At 59.9% G+C, this 16,384-nt stretch carries 13 protein-coding genes and 1 tRNA gene; 8 read left to right on the forward strand and 6 right to left on the reverse strand.

What is annotated here, in order from left to right; genetic code table 11:
* The first annotated feature begins 128 nt into the window (after positions 1 to 128).
* The 6 genes from ACTJKS_RS05930 (at position 129) to ACTJKS_RS05955 (ending at position 4,723) form a co-directional block, all read left to right on the forward strand.
* Positions 129 to 1,049, forward strand: coding sequence for a restriction endonuclease (locus ACTJKS_RS05930; RefSeq protein WP_108183919.1), 921 nt, complete (start codon positions 129 to 131; stop codon positions 1,047 to 1,049).
* A 185-nt stretch (positions 1,050 to 1,234) separates the two neighbouring features.
* Positions 1,235 to 1,816, forward strand: coding sequence for a DarT ssDNA thymidine ADP-ribosyltransferase family protein (locus tag ACTJKS_RS05935; RefSeq protein WP_098965796.1), 582 nt, complete (start codon positions 1,235 to 1,237; stop codon positions 1,814 to 1,816).
* Positions 1,813 to 2,457 carry a type II toxin-antitoxin system toxin DNA ADP-ribosyl transferase DarT gene (gene darT / locus ACTJKS_RS05940; protein ID WP_108183920.1) on the forward strand — a complete coding sequence of 215 codons (645 nt, stop codon included), beginning with the start codon at positions 1,813 to 1,815 and terminating at the stop codon, positions 2,455 to 2,457. The genes ACTJKS_RS05935 and darT overlap by 4 nt, the downstream gene beginning before the upstream one ends.
* A complete protein-coding gene (darG, locus tag ACTJKS_RS05945; protein ID WP_108183921.1) occupies positions 2,454 to 3,539 on the forward strand; it encodes a type II toxin-antitoxin system antitoxin DNA ADP-ribosyl glycohydrolase DarG in 1,086 nt (361 codons plus the stop codon). The genes darT and darG overlap by 4 nt, the downstream gene beginning before the upstream one ends.
* Positions 3,540 to 3,712: 173 nt before the next feature.
* Entirely contained in the window at positions 3,713 to 4,273 is a 561-nt protein-coding gene (locus ACTJKS_RS05950; protein ID WP_108183922.1) for a hypothetical protein, read from the forward strand.
* Positions 4,274 to 4,288: 15 nt separating this feature from the next.
* Positions 4,289 to 4,723 carry a hypothetical protein gene (locus tag ACTJKS_RS05955; protein WP_108183923.1) on the forward strand — a complete coding sequence of 145 codons (435 nt, stop codon included), beginning with the start codon at positions 4,289 to 4,291 and terminating at the stop codon, positions 4,721 to 4,723.
* Between the two features lie 23 nt (positions 4,724 to 4,746).
* Here the strand turns inward: ACTJKS_RS05955 and ACTJKS_RS05960 are convergent, their stop codons facing one another.
* The 5 genes from ACTJKS_RS05960 to ACTJKS_RS05980 are packed head-to-tail and all read right to left on the reverse strand — an operon-like array spanning position 4,747 to position 13,544.
* Positions 4,747 to 5,559 (reverse strand): YfaP family protein, encoded by an 813-nt coding sequence (locus ACTJKS_RS05960; protein ID WP_108183924.1) that lies wholly within the window; start codon positions 5,557 to 5,559, stop codon positions 4,747 to 4,749.
* Positions 5,560 to 5,562: 3 nt separating this feature from the next.
* Positions 5,563 to 7,182 carry a DUF2300 domain-containing protein gene (locus ACTJKS_RS05965; protein ID WP_108183925.1) on the reverse strand — a complete coding sequence of 540 codons (1,620 nt, stop codon included), beginning with the start codon at positions 7,180 to 7,182 and terminating at the stop codon, positions 5,563 to 5,565.
* Between the two features lies 1 nt (position 7,183).
* Positions 7,184 to 11,758: an alpha-2-macroglobulin family protein gene (locus ACTJKS_RS05970; RefSeq protein WP_108183926.1), complete on the reverse strand. Its 4,575-nt coding sequence runs from the start codon at positions 11,756 to 11,758 to the stop codon at positions 7,184 to 7,186.
* Positions 11,755 to 12,405: a DUF1175 domain-containing protein gene (locus ACTJKS_RS05975; RefSeq protein WP_108183927.1), complete on the reverse strand. Its 651-nt coding sequence runs from the start codon at positions 12,403 to 12,405 to the stop codon at positions 11,755 to 11,757. The genes ACTJKS_RS05970 and ACTJKS_RS05975 overlap by 4 nt, the downstream gene beginning before the upstream one ends.
* Positions 12,390 to 13,544 carry a DUF2138 domain-containing protein gene (locus ACTJKS_RS05980; protein ID WP_262948141.1) on the reverse strand — a complete coding sequence of 385 codons (1,155 nt, stop codon included), beginning with the start codon at positions 13,542 to 13,544 and terminating at the stop codon, positions 12,390 to 12,392. Before ACTJKS_RS05980 ends, ACTJKS_RS05975 begins: the two co-directional genes overlap by 16 nt.
* On the opposite strand from ACTJKS_RS05980, the gene ACTJKS_RS05985 reads away from it, so the two are divergent.
* Positions 13,515 to 13,603 (forward strand) — tRNA-OTHER (locus ACTJKS_RS05985). The two genes, ACTJKS_RS05980 and ACTJKS_RS05985, sit on opposite strands and share 30 nt — an antisense overlap.
* A 537-nt stretch (positions 13,604 to 14,140) precedes the next feature.
* Here the strand turns inward: ACTJKS_RS05985 and ACTJKS_RS05990 are convergent.
* Positions 14,141 to 14,932, reverse strand: coding sequence for a YfaP family protein (locus ACTJKS_RS05990; RefSeq protein WP_086793070.1), 792 nt, complete (start codon positions 14,930 to 14,932; stop codon positions 14,141 to 14,143).
* 279 nt (positions 14,933 to 15,211) lie between these two features.
* Here ACTJKS_RS05990 and ACTJKS_RS05995 point away from each other — a divergent pair, with 279 nt between their 5' ends.
* Entirely contained in the window at positions 15,212 to 16,357 is a 1,146-nt protein-coding gene (locus ACTJKS_RS05995) for a Fic family protein (protein ID WP_027612924.1), read from the forward strand.
* Positions 16,358 to 16,384: the final 27 nt, after the last annotated feature.

Below are 16,384 nucleotides of genomic sequence, written 5' to 3' on the forward strand. Positions count from 1 at the left end.
AGCCGAGACACAGCGACTTACGCTTTTACCGCACCAGCGCTAACTCGTGAAGGCATCCTCAGCGAGCGTTAATTTATACTCGCCCGCCAGTCAGTTCAAAAACACCCCATCAGCACAGGGATGCGCCCATGTCCGTTCCAACCTACGATCAGTTCATTGAGCCGATCCTGCGTTTTCTCGCCACAAAGCCCGAGGGCGCTATTGCTCGGGACGCACACGAAGCGGCAGCCAAAATGCTGCAACTAACAGAAGCTCAGCGTGAAGAGCTGATCGCGAGTGGTCAGGCCACCTACAAGAACCGATCAGGCTGGGCGCACGACCGTCTCAAGCGTGCCGGTCTTTCCAGCAGTGCCAAACGCGGCTACTGGAAATTGACCGATGCAGGCGTGCAGTACGCCAAGGAGCATGCATTTCCGCTGTCGGCCAAGGATGTGGAGCATTTAGCAATCGGCTACATGAATGTGAAGCTGAAAGTCGCGCCTGATGCCGAGCCACTGGATGACCAACCAAATGTCGAGCCAGATCTGGCCTCCGCTACCGAAAGCCCCGACGACCGACTGGAACGAGCGCTTAAGGAGTTGCGCGATGCCACGGCGGCCGACCTTTTGGACAACTTGCTACAGGTCAGCCCCAACCGCTTTGAAGTGATCGTGCTGGATGTACTTCATCGACTGGGTTACGGCGCCAGTCGCAATGATTTGCAACGTGTAGGCGGCTCCGGTGACGCCGGCATCGACGGCATTATCTCGCTCGATAAATTGGGGCTGGAGAAGGTTTACGTTCAGGCCAAGCGCTGGCAGAACACGGTTGGCCGGCCTGAACTGCAGGCGTTCTATGGAGCACTCGCCGGGCAAAAAGCAAAGCGCGGCGTTTTCATCACTACCTCTGGCTTTACGGCGAACGCTGTCGACTTCGCCAAATCGGTGGACGGTATTGTGTTGGTAGACGGCACGCGGCTTGTGCACCTGATGATGGATCATGAGGTGGGCGTGACATCCCGTTTGTTACGGTTGCCGACGCTGGATCGCGATTACTTTGATGAGGAATGAGTTCAGTGGTGAGTCAATTTGGCCCGGCTATTCGATTCCTATATTGGGCTTGCCGTGAAAAGTGATGGCACACTAGAATCACGACAACTGTTCTACCAACCCCCACGGATCGAGGGTTACATCAGCACGGGGCAAGGCCGGGACTGAATTCAGTTTAGGTTGATGTGCAGGTCAAGGAGACCACTATGTCGGACGTTAAAAGCATCAAGGATCAGAAGCTTCTCTACCATCTCACTTCAGTTGAAAACCTGGATGGGATTTTCAGGGATGGCTTGAAACCTCGCGCCGGCCTCTCGGGTTTCAAAGACGTCGCAGATGCTGAAATCCTGAAAAAGCGGCAGGCTCTGCAGCTCGACAACTACGTCCCCTTCCACTGGTTTGCGAAGAATCCATTTGACGGAAGCGTTCAGCGCAATAGGCCAGAGGCACAATTTGTGTTGATCTCGGTCTACAGATCAACAGCCAAGCAATACGGCTGGAAAGTCATTCCACGCCACCCGTTAGCGGGCGACTCAATACAGCTACTTGATTACGAACAGGGTTTCGAAGCCATCGAGTGGGATGTCATGAGCAGTCGCGATTACCTGGACCCTCATTGCAAAAGCATCTGCATGGCAGAGTGTCTCGCACCGGGGATTGTTAAACCTGATGCCTTCTTCAAAATCTTCACCCCCAGCGAAGAAGTTGATGCACTTTGCGTAGCTAAATTACAGGCAGCCGATGTTAATGTGCAGACCAGCGTGAACCAGAGAATGTTTTATCAATGATCTATACCAACCTGAATCCAGAGAAAGCTCTGATTTGGCGTATCGTCCATCGCGATAACCTGCCCTGGATTCTGGACAACGGTCTGCATTGTGCAAACTCGGAGGTACAGGCACCTCAGTACGTGAATATCGGCAACGTCGAATTGATCGACAAGCGACGTACCCGTCAGGTACCTATTGCGCCCGAAGGCGTTCTGGCCGACTACGTGCCCTTCTATTTCACACCTTTCTCGGTGATGATGCAGAACATTCACTCTGGGTGGAGTGTTCAGCAACGCAGTAACGATGAGATCGTGATTCTGGTCTCAAGCCTCTATCGCGTTGAAGAGCTCGGCCTACCATTTGTGTTCACAAACGCACATGCCTACCCGAGTTGGACAAACTACTACAGCGATCTGGCGAATCTCGACCAGATCGATTGGTCTATCCTTCAACGGCGCGACTTCAAGCGCGATCCTGACGACCCTCGCAAAATGGAGCGTTATCAGGCTGAGGCGCTGATCCACCATCACTTACCGATTACGGGACTACTGGGCATCATGTGCCACACCGATGCAATGAAAGTACGCATAGAAGCAGACGTCGCCGCCAGAGGCCTGACGTTGCCGGTTCATGCGCGCCCCACATGGTATTTCCAATGATCAGATTCACCCAAGGCAACCTGCTGGAAGCCAAAACCGAAGCCCTCGTCAACACGGTGAATACCGTTGGCGTGATGGGTAAGGGCATCGCGCTGATGTTCAAAGAGCGCTTTGCGCAGAATTACCGCGTGTATGCAGCGGCATGTAAGGCCGGGGAAGTAGAAACCGGCAAGATGCATGTGACGGCCACCAACGAACTCGATGGGCCGCGCTGGATTGTGAATTTCCCCACCAAGCGCCACTGGCGGTATCCGTCGCAAATGGCGTGGATAACCGAAGGTTTGCATGATCTGCGACGGTTTCTGCTTGAAAACGATGTGAAGTCCGTTGCTGTTCCTCCGCTGGGCGCGGGTAACGGTGGTTTGAAGTGGCCTGAAGTGCGCGAGCAGATTGTAGAAGTGCTGGGTGACCTGGATGTCGATGTATTAGTGTTCGAACCCTCCAATCAGTATCTGAATGTCGCTAAGCGCGATGGCGTTGAGCAACTCACTCCGGCGCGCGCACTGATTGCTGAACTGGTCCGGCGTTATTGGGTTCTGGGCATGGAGTGCAGCCTGCTCGAAATTCAGAAACTGGCTTGGTTTCTTGAACGTGCAATCGAGAAAATTCCAGGTGCGGAGAATCCGCTAAACCTCAAATTTGTCGCTCATAAATTCGGCCCGTATGCCAATCGATTGGAGCATCTGCTCAACAATCTGGATGGCAGCTATCTACATTGCGACAAGCGCATCAGTGATGCAGGAATCACCGATGTCATTTGGTTTGATCAAGATCGCAAAGCCTTTTTGCAAACCTACCTCAAGACTGAAGCCAAGGAATACTCCCAAGCGTTAGAGCGAACGGCTGAATTGATCGACGGTTTTGAGTCACCTTTCGGCATGGAGTTGCTGGCGACCGTTGATTGGTTGCTGATTCGGGAAAGGATTGCTCCAACCGTTCCTGCGGTACGTAAAGCACTGATGAACTGGGACGGTGGGTCCAGAGCTGCGGTGCGTAAAAACAAATTATTCGATGATCAGGCACTAGGAATTGCGATCACGCGTCTGACATCCAGCAGTTTCCGCCCGGAAATAGCGGCCTGACATCGTTATGAAATGGGGCAAGAAGCACTTGCCCCCTTACCAGGCCCTGACTGAAACGGGCATCGCAATAAGCCATTAGCACATCCGCCCTAATTGCCCCGCGCCCAACCTCACCACTAAATTTCCATTCTGTTTTTGTGCATTACAAAAGCGCCAAGGAATGGAGCAACACCATGTCGTCGTTTTTCAAACTCAATCAATCCGTTGTTCTGCTGACCGCACTCCTGACCGCTACCACTTCAGCCTTGGCGGACGAGCCGAAGCTTGTTGGTGACTGGTGGATCATTTACGGCAACGGTATTCCCCACAAGAACATCATGTATGTCGCCGACAGCACGTCAGTCATGCCGTCGAAGCAGACCAAAGGGGCCAAGTTGGTCGCCGTGACACTGGTGTATGAGGAACCCGGCAAACCGATGATCGATGCCTACAACCTCGAGGTTCAGTGTTCAACGAACAAGGTCCGAGTGCTCAATGGCCAGTCGGTTGATCGCATCGCCTACATGATGCGCAACCTCAAAGTTAATGACCAATGGCAGCAGCCGAAGGAGTTCTGGGTGCAGCGCACCAGCGAGTTCGTTTGCTCACCTGCCAAAAAGGACATGATCGCGCTGGGCAAGATGGAGTACCTGCAGATGATTCAGGGTATGCAGCAGATGTTCTTCAAACTGGCGCCGATTCAGGAGAAAGGCCAGATGATGGACAACCTCGACTCGATCCTGGGCAACAAGTAAGCGGCGGGAATCACGATGAACCCATGGACTAAAACGTTATTGGCGCTGCTGATAACGCCCGCGGTTTTACTGACCAATGGTTGCCACCTGATTGCGCAGTCGCGCTGGGAAGGACGCGATGTACAGGAAGCGCTGGACCTGTTCGGCAAACCCGACTCGATGAAAAAGCAGACCGGCGCCAATGGCGAGAACCTCGCGGTGCTCACCTGGTATAAATCGTCCAGTTGGACCACCACGGAAGCGGCCGGTACTTCAATGAATCACACCGGTAACGGCATGGTTTACACAGAGTATTACCAGACGGTCGGCCACAGTTCCGATTGCAAACTCGAAGCCACCGTCAATAAGGCGAAAAAGATCGTGCTGTTCAGGATCGAGGACGGAAAGATCATTCACGGCAAGTGCATCAACGTGCCGTTCGTGCCTGGTTACATTCCGCCTGGTTTCTAGTGCAACCCTGAGCAGGCTGCTGCTCAGGGATAGCTGAACGACTTCACCAGCGTCAGTTCACCCACCGCTCGCATCGGCACCACAAACGTCTCCATCTTCTCGCTCGGCGTCCCCTCTTCGGTAATCACCGTCACCTGCGCCGTGGTCAGCGGCTGCACCGCCTCTTCCCCGCCCTCATCATCCCCGCGATAACCACCACCGAAGTAGTTCACATACACCAGATACTGGCCCTTGATCGGCGCCGGCATGGCGAAGATTTCCGGGCCATAGCCGGTGGTGACGTCGACGTCGAGCGCGGCGCCGTTGGGTGCGACGCGGTCGCCGTACCAGATGTGCGCGCCGTCGGGGGTGATCAGGTGCAGGTCGAGGTCGGTACCGTCGCTGTCCCACGACAGCAACACGCGCAGTTTGGCCGGGGTGGCGCCGCCGCTGGCGTTGAGGAACTGCGTGCGGTGGCGTTGCTGGCCGTCGGGGCTGCGCACTTCGACGCTGTTGCTGCCGTTGGGGAAGGAAAACGGGCGGTCGAAGCGGCCGCTGTCGTCGATTTTCAGCGGCATGCTGACGCCGTTGACGATCAGTCGCCCAGGCTCCTTGCTCTTGGGGGTGGCTTTGATTTCGCCGCTGATGCGTGCGGTGTTGGCCTGGCCGACAGGGGTGTTGACCGACGAGGCCGGGTAGTTGACGGTCTGGCGGAAGTTCTCGCCTTCGCCCTCGGGCGCGCCGGTGCGCCAGCCGCCGACCGGGGTATCGAGTTTGACGCTGTCAGCGGCCATTGCCATCGGCCATGCATTGAACGCGCAGAGCAACAGCAAGACCTGTGGATAACGGAGTGTCATGGTCTATTCCAGCAAGAGGTGACGGGCGAGCCCTTCGATGTAGGTTTCATCCTGGCCGTTGGGATGTGCTTCAAAGGCCAGGTGCAGGTATTCGTGAGTCAGGTCGAGGCGATCCTGTAGCGTGAGCACGCCGCGCACATAAATGCGCTGGCGTTCGCGATCGACAAACGGGCGGCCGAACGCCAGTTTGCACACGGCGAAGGTGCTGACTTCGTTGTAGCCGGTTTCGCTTTCCAGCGTGGGACGCCAGCCGCGACGCTGCTTTTGCAGCCAGTCTTGCGCGGCGGGCAACGCTTCGCAGGAGGCCACCGGGTTGTCCCAACGGCTGAGGCTGGCGCGCGGATAGGCGTGCAGCAGAATCGCGTCGTAGCGCTGACCGGCATTGGCCTGCTCGACGGCCTGTTGCCAGGCCAGTCTGTCCGGGCCGGGCTGGTCGGAGTGATAGGTGACGGTGCTGCCGGCCAGCACCAGATCCGCTGTCCATGCGGCGATGTTGCGCGACTCGGCGGAGGCCGGACGCGGAGCGACGCGCTGACGGTTGCTGCTGTCGTCGATGCTCAGGCAATCGCCGTTGCGCGTGGCGTTTTGCAACAGATAGGTGCGGATCGCCACGGCCAGCGCTTTGGCGGCTTCGGCGGGTTCCGGTTTGGCTTCACGCTCAAGGACGCGGGCGACGTATTCTTCGCTATCAAGTCTGGCGACCAGTTTGTCGTTGAGCAGAAACAGTTCGCCGGCACTGTGGATATCCAGCGCATTGCCGTTGGCGAATTCGACACGGTAGTCGCCCTGCAAAGGCCCAGAGCCAGCGACGCGCTCACCCGACAGGACTCGCGAAAGCGGATAACGCGAGAACAGTCCGACCTCAACACAACGCCCTGCTTCCGCCGGCCAGGAAGCAGGCAACAGCGTCGCCAACGCCTGCCCGTAATGGCGCAAAACCATCTGACTGGTGCCACGCCCACCGGCCCAGATCGGCGAGCCGTCCGCCGTCCAACCGGCGAAACCACCCTGGCGCGATTGCGGATCCTGATCGCCGAGCCAGCTCCAGGTTTTCACCCGCAGGCGCCCGCCCAGCTCACCGACGACATTGCCGTCCGCCGCGTTCAGCACGACGTCGAGCAGCACGCGGCGCATCTGCTCCTGTGCCGGCAGCAACGACAACACTTTCAGCAAATCAGCCACGGAAACCCGGGTAGCCGGTTGCACGCCTGGCAAATCCAGCAACCACGCCGGCGCCTGCCGCGCCTGCCAATACGTGCGCCAATCGGCAGCTGCGATGCCCAACCGCGCAGGCTCGAAGTACAAGCCGCAGGATTTCACCAACGCCTGATCACGCTCGATCCTGCCGCCCGCCGAACAGCAATAAACCTCGTCCTTCGACTGCCCGCGACATTCATACGCCGGCTCGCGCGCACCGGTATCCACCAGCCACGCGTAGACGAACAATTTCCACAGGCTGCCCAGCGGCGTATCCAGCGTCGGCGGCAACGGCTCGCGAGCGATCAGTTGCGTCTGATTCAACGCCAGCAACTCACCCTTGTACGCCAGACGCAGCGGCTCATCCTGCGCCGTCGCCAGCGCAGGCATCACACACATCAGCAGCCACAGCAGCGGCCGGTTCATGTCAGTTGACCGTGACCTGACCGAGGGCGGCTTTCGCTTCCTGGGCCTGATGCTGCGGCGCGTAGACCTGAGTGAAACGCACCGGCGGCAGGTTGAACTGGCCCTTCTGCGAGAACCGCACCAGATGGCGCAAACGCAATTCGCCGCTCAGCGCATCCACCGGCACCGCGTAGGCCAGTTGCCCCGGTTCGAAACGTGCTTTCTCCAGCGCGGTCGGTTCGGTACCGTCCTTGCCCTGCAACTTGATGCCCCAGGTAGTGCGCTCGACATCGGCACCCGGTGGCAGCGGCACTTCAAGCATGCCGTAGCGCAGCGGTTTCGGCGCCTTGCTGGTGAGGATCACTTCGTCCAGGTACAGGCTGTCGCTGGACAGCGGTTTAGCGCCGACCGGCTCCAGTTTGAAGGTGAACGCTTCGTCGCCCGGCACCAGTCGCGACAGACGCCGGGTGATGGTCACGGCCATTGGATCGACCGGCGGTTGCGCAGTCTGGAAGCTCAACGCCGCGCGCAGCGGACGCTCCTGAGTGCCGGACACCGACAACACGCTCGGCACCGGCGTCGCACCCTGCCAGGTCCAGTACATCTCGCCGGTGGTGCCGTAGTTTTTCTTCCAGCCTTCACCCGGCAGCAGCGCGATGGTCGGCGAGGCCTGCGCGATGCTGCGTTGCAACCAGCTCAGCGCCAGGGCGCGTTCGAGGGTCGATTGCTGCGGCAACAGACGTTGCAGCAACGCCGTCGCGCGGGCCTGATCGAACGCTTGCAGCGACAAATTCAGCGCTTCGGCAAACGGCTGCGAACTGACCGCCAGACGCTGTTGCGCCGCACCGACCTGTCGATTGAACGCCTCCGGCAACGCGACTTTCGACTGGGTCGCCAGCGCCGCAGTCAATACCCGCGCCGCCGCCAGCCCTAGCGCCGAATCCGGATCGCTCATCACCAGGCTCTCTTCACCGTCGTCCATCAGAGTTTCGGCGTTGCCCTCACCGGCCTTGGCCAGATCGTCCATCAAACCGCTGAGCAAGGTGTTCACCGGCAGGTGCATCTGCTTGGCGAACGACAGGATCAGCGCCCGCTGCAGCAATGGCGTGTTCGGCGCTTGCTTGGCGTAGACCTCCAGCACCCGCTGCCAATGCTCCGGCGGCAAGGTCAGTTCCAGCACCTGACTGGCGTTCCAGTCGGCGTAGTAGGCATACGCGGTGAGGAACGCGTCCGGCTCGCCGTCAAAGCCCCACCAGGTAAAGCTCGCCGACGGTCCGGCCATCTGCACCAGACGCAGACGGCTGTTCTGCATGATCAGGCGCAGGCGATCGCGGATCTGCGGGCTCGACGCCAGCGACGGATAAGCGATGCTCAGCGGCAGCAAGCGGCTGGCGGTCTGCTCGACGCCGCCGTACGGGTAGCTCAGCAGATCGTCGAGCGCGGAACGGAACAGCGCTTGCGGACTGTCATCCAGACGCAGGCGAATATCGGTGGCATCTGCTGGCAAACTCAACGGTGTGTCGCCGCTGGCCACGTCGAGGCTCTGGGTTTGCGTGACCTGCCAGCCGTCACCGGTCGCGCTCAGGCGCACGGCGAGGGCGTCAGCGGTTTTGCCGTCCTGCACCAACTCGGCGGTCCACTCACCCGAGGCCAGTGCGAACGCTGGCAGCGGCACGTAGTTGATGCCGTTGTTCAGGGTTACCGGCAGGCGTTGTTCGGCGCCAGCGTAATGGGTGACCAGCTCAGCCTTGACCGGTTTTTCGGCCTGGCTGAAGGCGAACACACCGAGTTGCGGCTGATCGCCTTTGCGGAATTTGCTCGGCCCGCTCCACTTCAGGTACAGCGGTTTTTCCGAACGGACAAACTGCTTCTTCTGCCCGACCTGGCCGTCATCGGCAATGGCCCGCGCGGTGATGCGCCAGCGGGTCAACGAGTCCGGCATCTTGAAGGTGAAACGGGCTTTGCCGTCGGCACCGGTCAACAACTCTGGCTGCCATGCGGCGGTGTCGACGTCTTCACGACGCGGACGCTCCAGCACTTTCACCCCGCGCTCACTGCGGTTGGCCTTGCCCGGTGCGCCGGGGCTGCCCGGCAGCGCGACGTCGTAACTGATGAACGACAGGCTGGCGCTGGTGCGCACGTTGTTGCGCCGTGGGTGATAGAAGAACTGGTCGATGGTCGGCGCGACTTCCGGTTGCAGCGCGTAGACCATTTCATCGACCACGCTGACGGTCAGGTGCGCCGGTACCGCTTTGCCGGCGAACTGCGTGGTCAGATCGACGGTGACGGTGTCGCCCGGCTGATACAGCGCTTTGTCGGTGCTGATCGCCACGTCGATTTGCGGTGCGACCACCTTGATCCCGGCGTTCTGGAAGCTGTACTGCCCGCCCTTGGTGTACAGCACCGAGAAGGTCAGGTTCGGCGCGAAATTGTCTTTCACCGGAATCCGCGCGCGGTATTGGGTGTCGCTGAGTTTTTCCAGCTTCAGCCAGTCGCCGCCCTTGGCCAGCAGCGCGGTGGCTTCGACTTTGTCGCGTTCCAGCGACAGCAGGGCGTCGCTGACCGGCTCCGGGAAGGTGATCAGCGCCAGTGCTTCATCGCCAGCCTTGTACTCAGGCTTGTCGAGGACGATTTCCACAGTGCCCGGCACCGCTTTGACGCCCTCCCCCGTAACCGAATGGCCGGTGGCGCCGAGGACACGACCGTGCTGATCTTTCAGCGTCAGGTTGTAAGTACCCGGACGTTCGAAGGCAATGCTGAAGCCCTTGTCGGTGGCCGCCAGTTTGCCTTCACCGGTGCTCTGGTCTTCCAGGCGCACCCAGTTGTAGCTGCTCGGGGTGACCGCTTTGCTCTGCTCGCTGCCGCCATCGTTGACGTAGCGGAACGCAACTTTGTCGTTGACCGCGCTGAAGCGTTGCGGCGCGCTCAGGCGGAAGCTCGCGGCGCCACGGTCGATGAGGATTTCCTTGGTGGTTTTGACCCGATACGCCGCGCCATCACTGGCAAACACGGTGAGCATGTAGCGGCTCGGTTTGTCGGCGGCCGGCAGGTCGAGGGTCGCGTTGCCCTTGCTGTCGGTGGTCAGTTCGGTGCTGGTCAGTTCCACCGGGAATTGCCCGAGGTATTGCAGCTCGTTGTCGACCATCGACAGTTGTTGGGCACGCAGGCTCAGGCTCAGTTTGGCGTTGGCCACCGGTTTGCCGTCCGGGTAGAGCAACACCAGACTGCCCTTCACTGGCTCACCAGTGCGGTAATCCTGCTTGGCCAGGTTCAGCGAGATTTCGAAGTGCGGCTTGATGTATTCGGCCACTCGGAAAGCGCTGCTGTAGGCCTGATCCTTGTAGTTGAAGCGGATCTCGTAACCACCGGCCACGGCGTTGTCCGGCAACTGGAACCGGCCTTGTGTACCGGCCTTGGAATCGAGTTTCAGGTCGAGGTGTTGCAGCTCGGTGCCAGTGGCATCAAGCACACTGACGTTGACGTCAGCCGCACCCGGCAATACCGAATCCCGCGCATTCTTGAACTCGCGACCGACGATTTTCAGCGACACCCAATCCCCCGGGCGATACAGCGGCCGGTCGGTGAACGCGTAGAGTTTGGTGTCGTAGATTTCGCTGTCGTAGTAGAAGTTTTCCGAGACGAACACCCCGCCCTCTTCATCCTCGCCAATGACGAACGAGCGCTCGGGGCTGACGTGTTTCAGGCGCAGCAAACCATCGGCATCGGTGGCACCGCTGCTCATCACGCCGAGGCCGTCAGTCCACAGCACATTGACCTTCGGCACCGAACTGCCTTCGTGTTTGCGCGCGGCCCAGACCAGCAATTCATCGCCGGCAATCTTGCTCACCGCCACGGTGTTGGAAACGAAGACCATGGTGGTCGCGCGGTACTTGCCGATCAGCGCCTCGACCAGGTACAGGCCCGGTTTCAGGTTGCCTAGCGGGATGTACACGTTACCCGGCGCAACGCTGACGAACTCGCTGGAAGACCCGGCCAGATTGACACCGGCCGGCGGCTGGATCGGTTTGGCCTGCCACAGCGGATAACGGAACTGGCTGACCACCGGCAGACCCGGAATCAGCGCGAATTGCGGCTGCGCGTCGTACGGGGTCGGCGCGGCGATGGCGTTGCCCATCTTCAATTCCGGCACTTCTTCGGTGACCTGCTTGCGCGACTCATAGGAGAACGCACGCTGCATCACCCGCCGCGACTTGCGGTACCAGTTGTCCCACAGGTACGCGAGGGTGTTGGACAGGCCTTCGCCCTTGAACTGACCGTCGCTGACCACGCGGTGCAGGTTCTTCTGGCGCTTGAGGAAATCCAGCGGTTTCTCGATGCGGTACACGCGAATGTCGGCGCCGCCATACGGCTCCATGCGGAAACGGCGGTAGTCGCGACCGGGTGCTTCGAGACGCACCATCGCCTGCTCGTCGGCGGCGAAACTGCTGTCGGCCAGCAGGAAGAAGCTTTCACCGGCGACCGGCGTGTAGCCACTCGGCTCCACCGAATCTTCAGCGTTGACGGTCGCCAATGGCAGCAACAGCGCCAGCAGCAGGGGAATTCGAGCGCAGAGTCGCAGCATGCGGGCACCGGTCATTGGGAGAGAAAGTTCAGTCGATAGACGCCGATGAAGTTGGGGTTGGCTGCGTCGGGTATCCATCGGGTGTCCTTCCATGTCATGAGTTGCTGCAGGCTTGCCGAACGCATGCCGTTGTCAGTGGGGGTGGTCGTGCCGGTGTGATAGGCGATGTAGCGGCCCATCCAGATCATCAGGTGCTGGTCGTCGCCCTGATCGAAAAACATCAGGTCGCCGGGGCGTGCCTGGGACACGTCGCGGCTGACCAGATGGCTGTTGAACTGAATCAGTTTGATCGCGTTGACGTACGGCCCGACCTTGCCGCCGCCCTGCTGCCATTGCTGGGCGAGCTTGCGCTGCTCGTCGCTGAGCGACAGTTCCGGCGGCAGGTAGCGATTGGACAGGCCATTGCTGCGCAGCCATTTGTCGTCGTGGACCTTCAGCGCTTCGTTGGCGGCAAAACGCACGAGGCCTGCGCAGTCCTGCTGATACCAGCGCGGGCTCGGGCCCTGGCTCAGTTGCTCCTGAGCGATGCGCACGAACCAGGCGCGGAACACCTGGGACTGCGCCGGATCCAGCGCCGGCGTTTCGACGGCTCGGGCGCCCGCGCTGAGCAGTAGCGCGAGCAGGCCGAGGCTGCGGATCAATGCCGTCACAGCGCTTTCCATTCCAGCGGCAACCATTGCCAGTGGCCATCCGGCTCACTGCCTTCAGGCAAGGTCAACGCGTATTTGCCGTAGCCGCCGAGGGTGCGCAGTTTAGGGATCAGGTAGGTTTGCGCGGCGTTGTAGAACACCGGTTCCATGTCCTGCGGCAGGCTGTCGAGGGTTTCCTGCTGCATCAGTTGCGCCATCGAATCCGGACCGAAGTAGATCGGCATCAGCACATCTTTCGGCAGCACGTCGGCCATTGGCGGGAAGCGCTTGTCGAGGGTGCCGAGGGCCTTGTCGACCAGTTTGTCGTCGAGGGAGAACAGCAGCGTCGAACCGTGACGCGCGAGGCTGACTTTCATGAAAGCGCGGCCGCTGATCGCGTCCGGGTTCTCGGCAGTCTTGGCGGCGTACGGGCCGAAATTGGAACTGACCTGACGCTGCCAGACATGACTCTGACCTTCCTGTTTCTCGACCACCGGGAATGCGTGTTCATCGACATTCGTCTCGTAGGCGCCGACCATCGAACCGAACAACGTGCCCAGGTCGCCATCGAGCTTGCTGCTGTCCTCGTCCTTCAGGCTCGCGACCAGCAACGGCGTGTACAACCGTGAATCGGCGTACCAGCACAGGCCCGCCGCACCGGCCACATGCTCGGTGAGTTTCTGCGCCACCGCCTCGTCGGCGCCGAGTTTCACCAGCAGCGGTTTCTGCGGTTCAGCCGCCACCGGCAAGGTCACGCAGGCACTGGCGCCCAGCGGCATGGCTTGCCACACCGGTTTGAAATCGAAGTCCGGCTGGTTATCCAGCTCATCCATGGCGAGATAGCTGTGCCAGCCTTTGTCGTCCATGTCGAAACGCAGCCCGGCAAAGTTCGGGATGAAGCGCTGATAGCCCATGGCAAGGACGCTGGAATTGACCGACAGACGCTGTTTGATCTCCGGCGCCTTGGCCGGCAGACCGAAGGCTTCGGGGAACAGTTTGTCGCCATTGAGCAAGGCTGCCAGCGCTTGCGGCGAGACATGTCCCGACTCCTCGGACTCGCCGTTGGCCGGGTCGTAATATTTGTTCGGGTTGGACAGCACCACCAGTTTGTCGCCGCGCGAAGCGAACAGCAGCGATTTACTGGCGTTGTAGCTGAGCTGGTAAAGCGGCACTTCGTCGCTGCCGACCTTGAGGCTGCCGAAGACGCTGAGCTGCGAATCGTCCAGCGCCACTTTCGCCAGCGGCTCGAGCAGCTTCGCCAAGCCGCCGCGATCCATCACCAACAGAAAATCCTTGAGCCGGCCATCGGCGCCACGCCACAGCGCGACGTCGGCCGGTTGATCGAAAAGCTGCTCGATCAGGCTGTCCTGCAGCTTCAGGTCGTGTTCGTAAATGATCCGGCGCAGGCTGCCGATCAACCCCAGGCGGTCGGCGTGGGTTTCGTAATAGAAGACGAAATCTTCGGTGAGCGTGGCCTTGAGGAACGGCACCGCCAGCAGGTCCTTGGGCAACTGGCTCAGGGAGCGGGTTTCCAGCAGTGCATCCGGACGACTCAGGCCGAGCTTGTCGCTGGCCAATGCCGCCGCCGGCACCTTGGGCTTGTGCAGCAGCCAGCCAAGACCACCGGCTGCTCCAGCCACCAGGGCCAGGCCGATCAGCAGCGCCGGCCAGCGCCGGGAAGGTTGGCCGGCAGGAGTCGGGACGGCCGGAGAAGCAGCGTTATCACTCATGTTCACAAAACCCGAAGTTCATCCGTGGAGCGGGATGCTTAATAGTTGAAAGTCTTGACCAGCAGCAGGTCACCGATCGCCCGCAGGGGCACGATGAATGTTTCGCGTTTTTCGTCGACCGTGTTTTCGTTGAGCACCAGCGTGATTTGCGAGGTGATGACCTCGTTCTGATTGCTGGCCTCCTCGAAGTTATAGCCGCCGTCGCCGAAGTTGCCCCAATAGTTGACGTAAACCAGATAGGTGCCATGCAGCGGCGCGGTCATGGTGAACATTTCCGGACCGGGGCCATCGACGCCATCCGGGTCCAGACCGCCACCATTGGTCAGCGCCGTGTGAGCGAAGAACGCATGCTGGCCGTCCGGGGTAATGATGTGCAGGTCGAGTTCGGCCTTGGGATCGTCCCAGCCGAGCACCACGCGAATCTTCGCCGGGGTACGCAGGTTGTTCGCTTCATAAAACTGCACGCGCTTGAGCGACTGGCCCTCGGCGCTGCGCACTTCGACACTGTTGGAACCGGCGCCGAACGCATAGGGCCGGGCGAATCGCCCGTCATCGTCGGTGTACAGATTCAATGGATTGCCGTTGACCGCCAGCGTGTGCGGCCCGCGCTGATTGCCGATGGCCTTGAGCTGACCCTGGATCATCGTGCGATTGCGCTGAATGCCGCGATCGATCGGCGGCGTGGGATAGGCGACTTGCGGGTTTTCACTGCGATCAAGCAGGCCGTGATAACGCCAGCCACCGGACGGTTCTGACAGCTCGGCAGTCGGCGCCGCCAGCAGCGCAGGCGCGCAAGCCCAACCGATCAGCAGCCAAAGAAATGAACGCATGTAATGCCTCCTGCCATGCCTGAACGAAACCTTGCACCCGATCCTCGGTACTTCACAGCGGTGAAAACTGCGTTTCGTCTGAAAGACCCCGTGACTAGCGGGTCGTAGAAGGCGCGAAGATTAGCGATTCGGCAGTTTTTTAACAATCGGATACATCTGGATTTGCGGTAAGAATCACGTCCGCTTGGTGGACGATGAGCCGAATAGGCGTCATATTCGGCTCACGAAATGAGCCGAATAGCGTTTCTATTCGGCTCACGCACTCAGGAATGGCATTTCATGGCAACTCACTGGATCTGGCAGCAGCCCGACTGGCCCGACTTCAACTGGCAGGCAGAGCGTCTCACTGCGCTGTTGCGCGAATGCGTTCAGGCGCAGGGACAATTGATGGGCATGGCGGGATCAGTGGGCAATTCATTGAGCGCTCAGACTGAACTGGACGCGTTGCTGCAAAACATCGTGACCTCCTCGGCCATCGAGGGGGAACAATTGAATGTTGAATCCGTGCGTTCTTCACTGGCACGACGCCTGGGGCTGGAATCGCCTGATGGCGACAACGTCAGCAAGCGCAGCGAAGGGCTCGCGCAACTGATGCTCGATGCCACTCAACGCTTTGCCGAACCGCTGACACTGCAACGATTGCTGGAATGGCATTCATGGCTGTTTCCAGAACAGGAGAGTGGTTTCCTTTCGCGTGCAATCAATGTCGGCGCATTACGCGGCGATGAGCCGATGCAGGTGGTTTCAGGGCGAATCGACCGTCCGACCGTGCACTTCGAGGCGCCACCGCGACAAGGCCTTGAGCGGCAACTCGACAGTTTTCTCAAGTGGTTCGACGCCAGTCGGCAACAGGCAGGCCTCGATCCATTCTTGCGAGCTGGCATCGCACATTTCTGGTTCGTCACCTTGCATCCGTTCGACGACGGCAATGGACGCCTGACTCGCACCCTTACCGATCTGGCACTGGCTCAGAGCGAAGCGCAGGCGATTCGTTTTTATGCGATGTCCGCCAGCATCCTCGATGATCGTGCGGGCTATTACCGGATTCTCGAATCCAGTCAGAAAGCCACGCTGGACATTACCGACTGGCTCACATGGTTCCTGCAAACCTTACTGCGCAGTCTGCAACAGGCCATCGCGCGGATTGAAAGTGTGTTGGGAAAATCACGCTTCTGGCAGGCGCACCGCGAATCCGGGCTGTCGGCGGAGCAGATCAAAGTGCTCAATCGTTTGCTCGACGGTGGTGAGCGCGGTTTCGAGCACGGTATCAGTGCAGCGCAATACCAGAGTGTGGCCAAGGTCTCCAAAGCCACGGCCACCCGACATCTGGCGGAACTGCTGGAAAAAGGCTGCCTGCAACGTCTTCCGGGCGGGGGGCGGAGCACTCGGTATCAGATTCAATATCCGGGTGACTCGACCGACTGACACCCTTGTCCGTCGGCCCACTCATTT

This window comes from Pseudomonas sp. 22189 (genome assembly GCF_052045635.1).
In the GTDB taxonomy this organism is placed as follows: Bacteria; Pseudomonadota; Gammaproteobacteria; order Pseudomonadales; family Pseudomonadaceae; genus Aquipseudomonas; species Aquipseudomonas parakoreensis.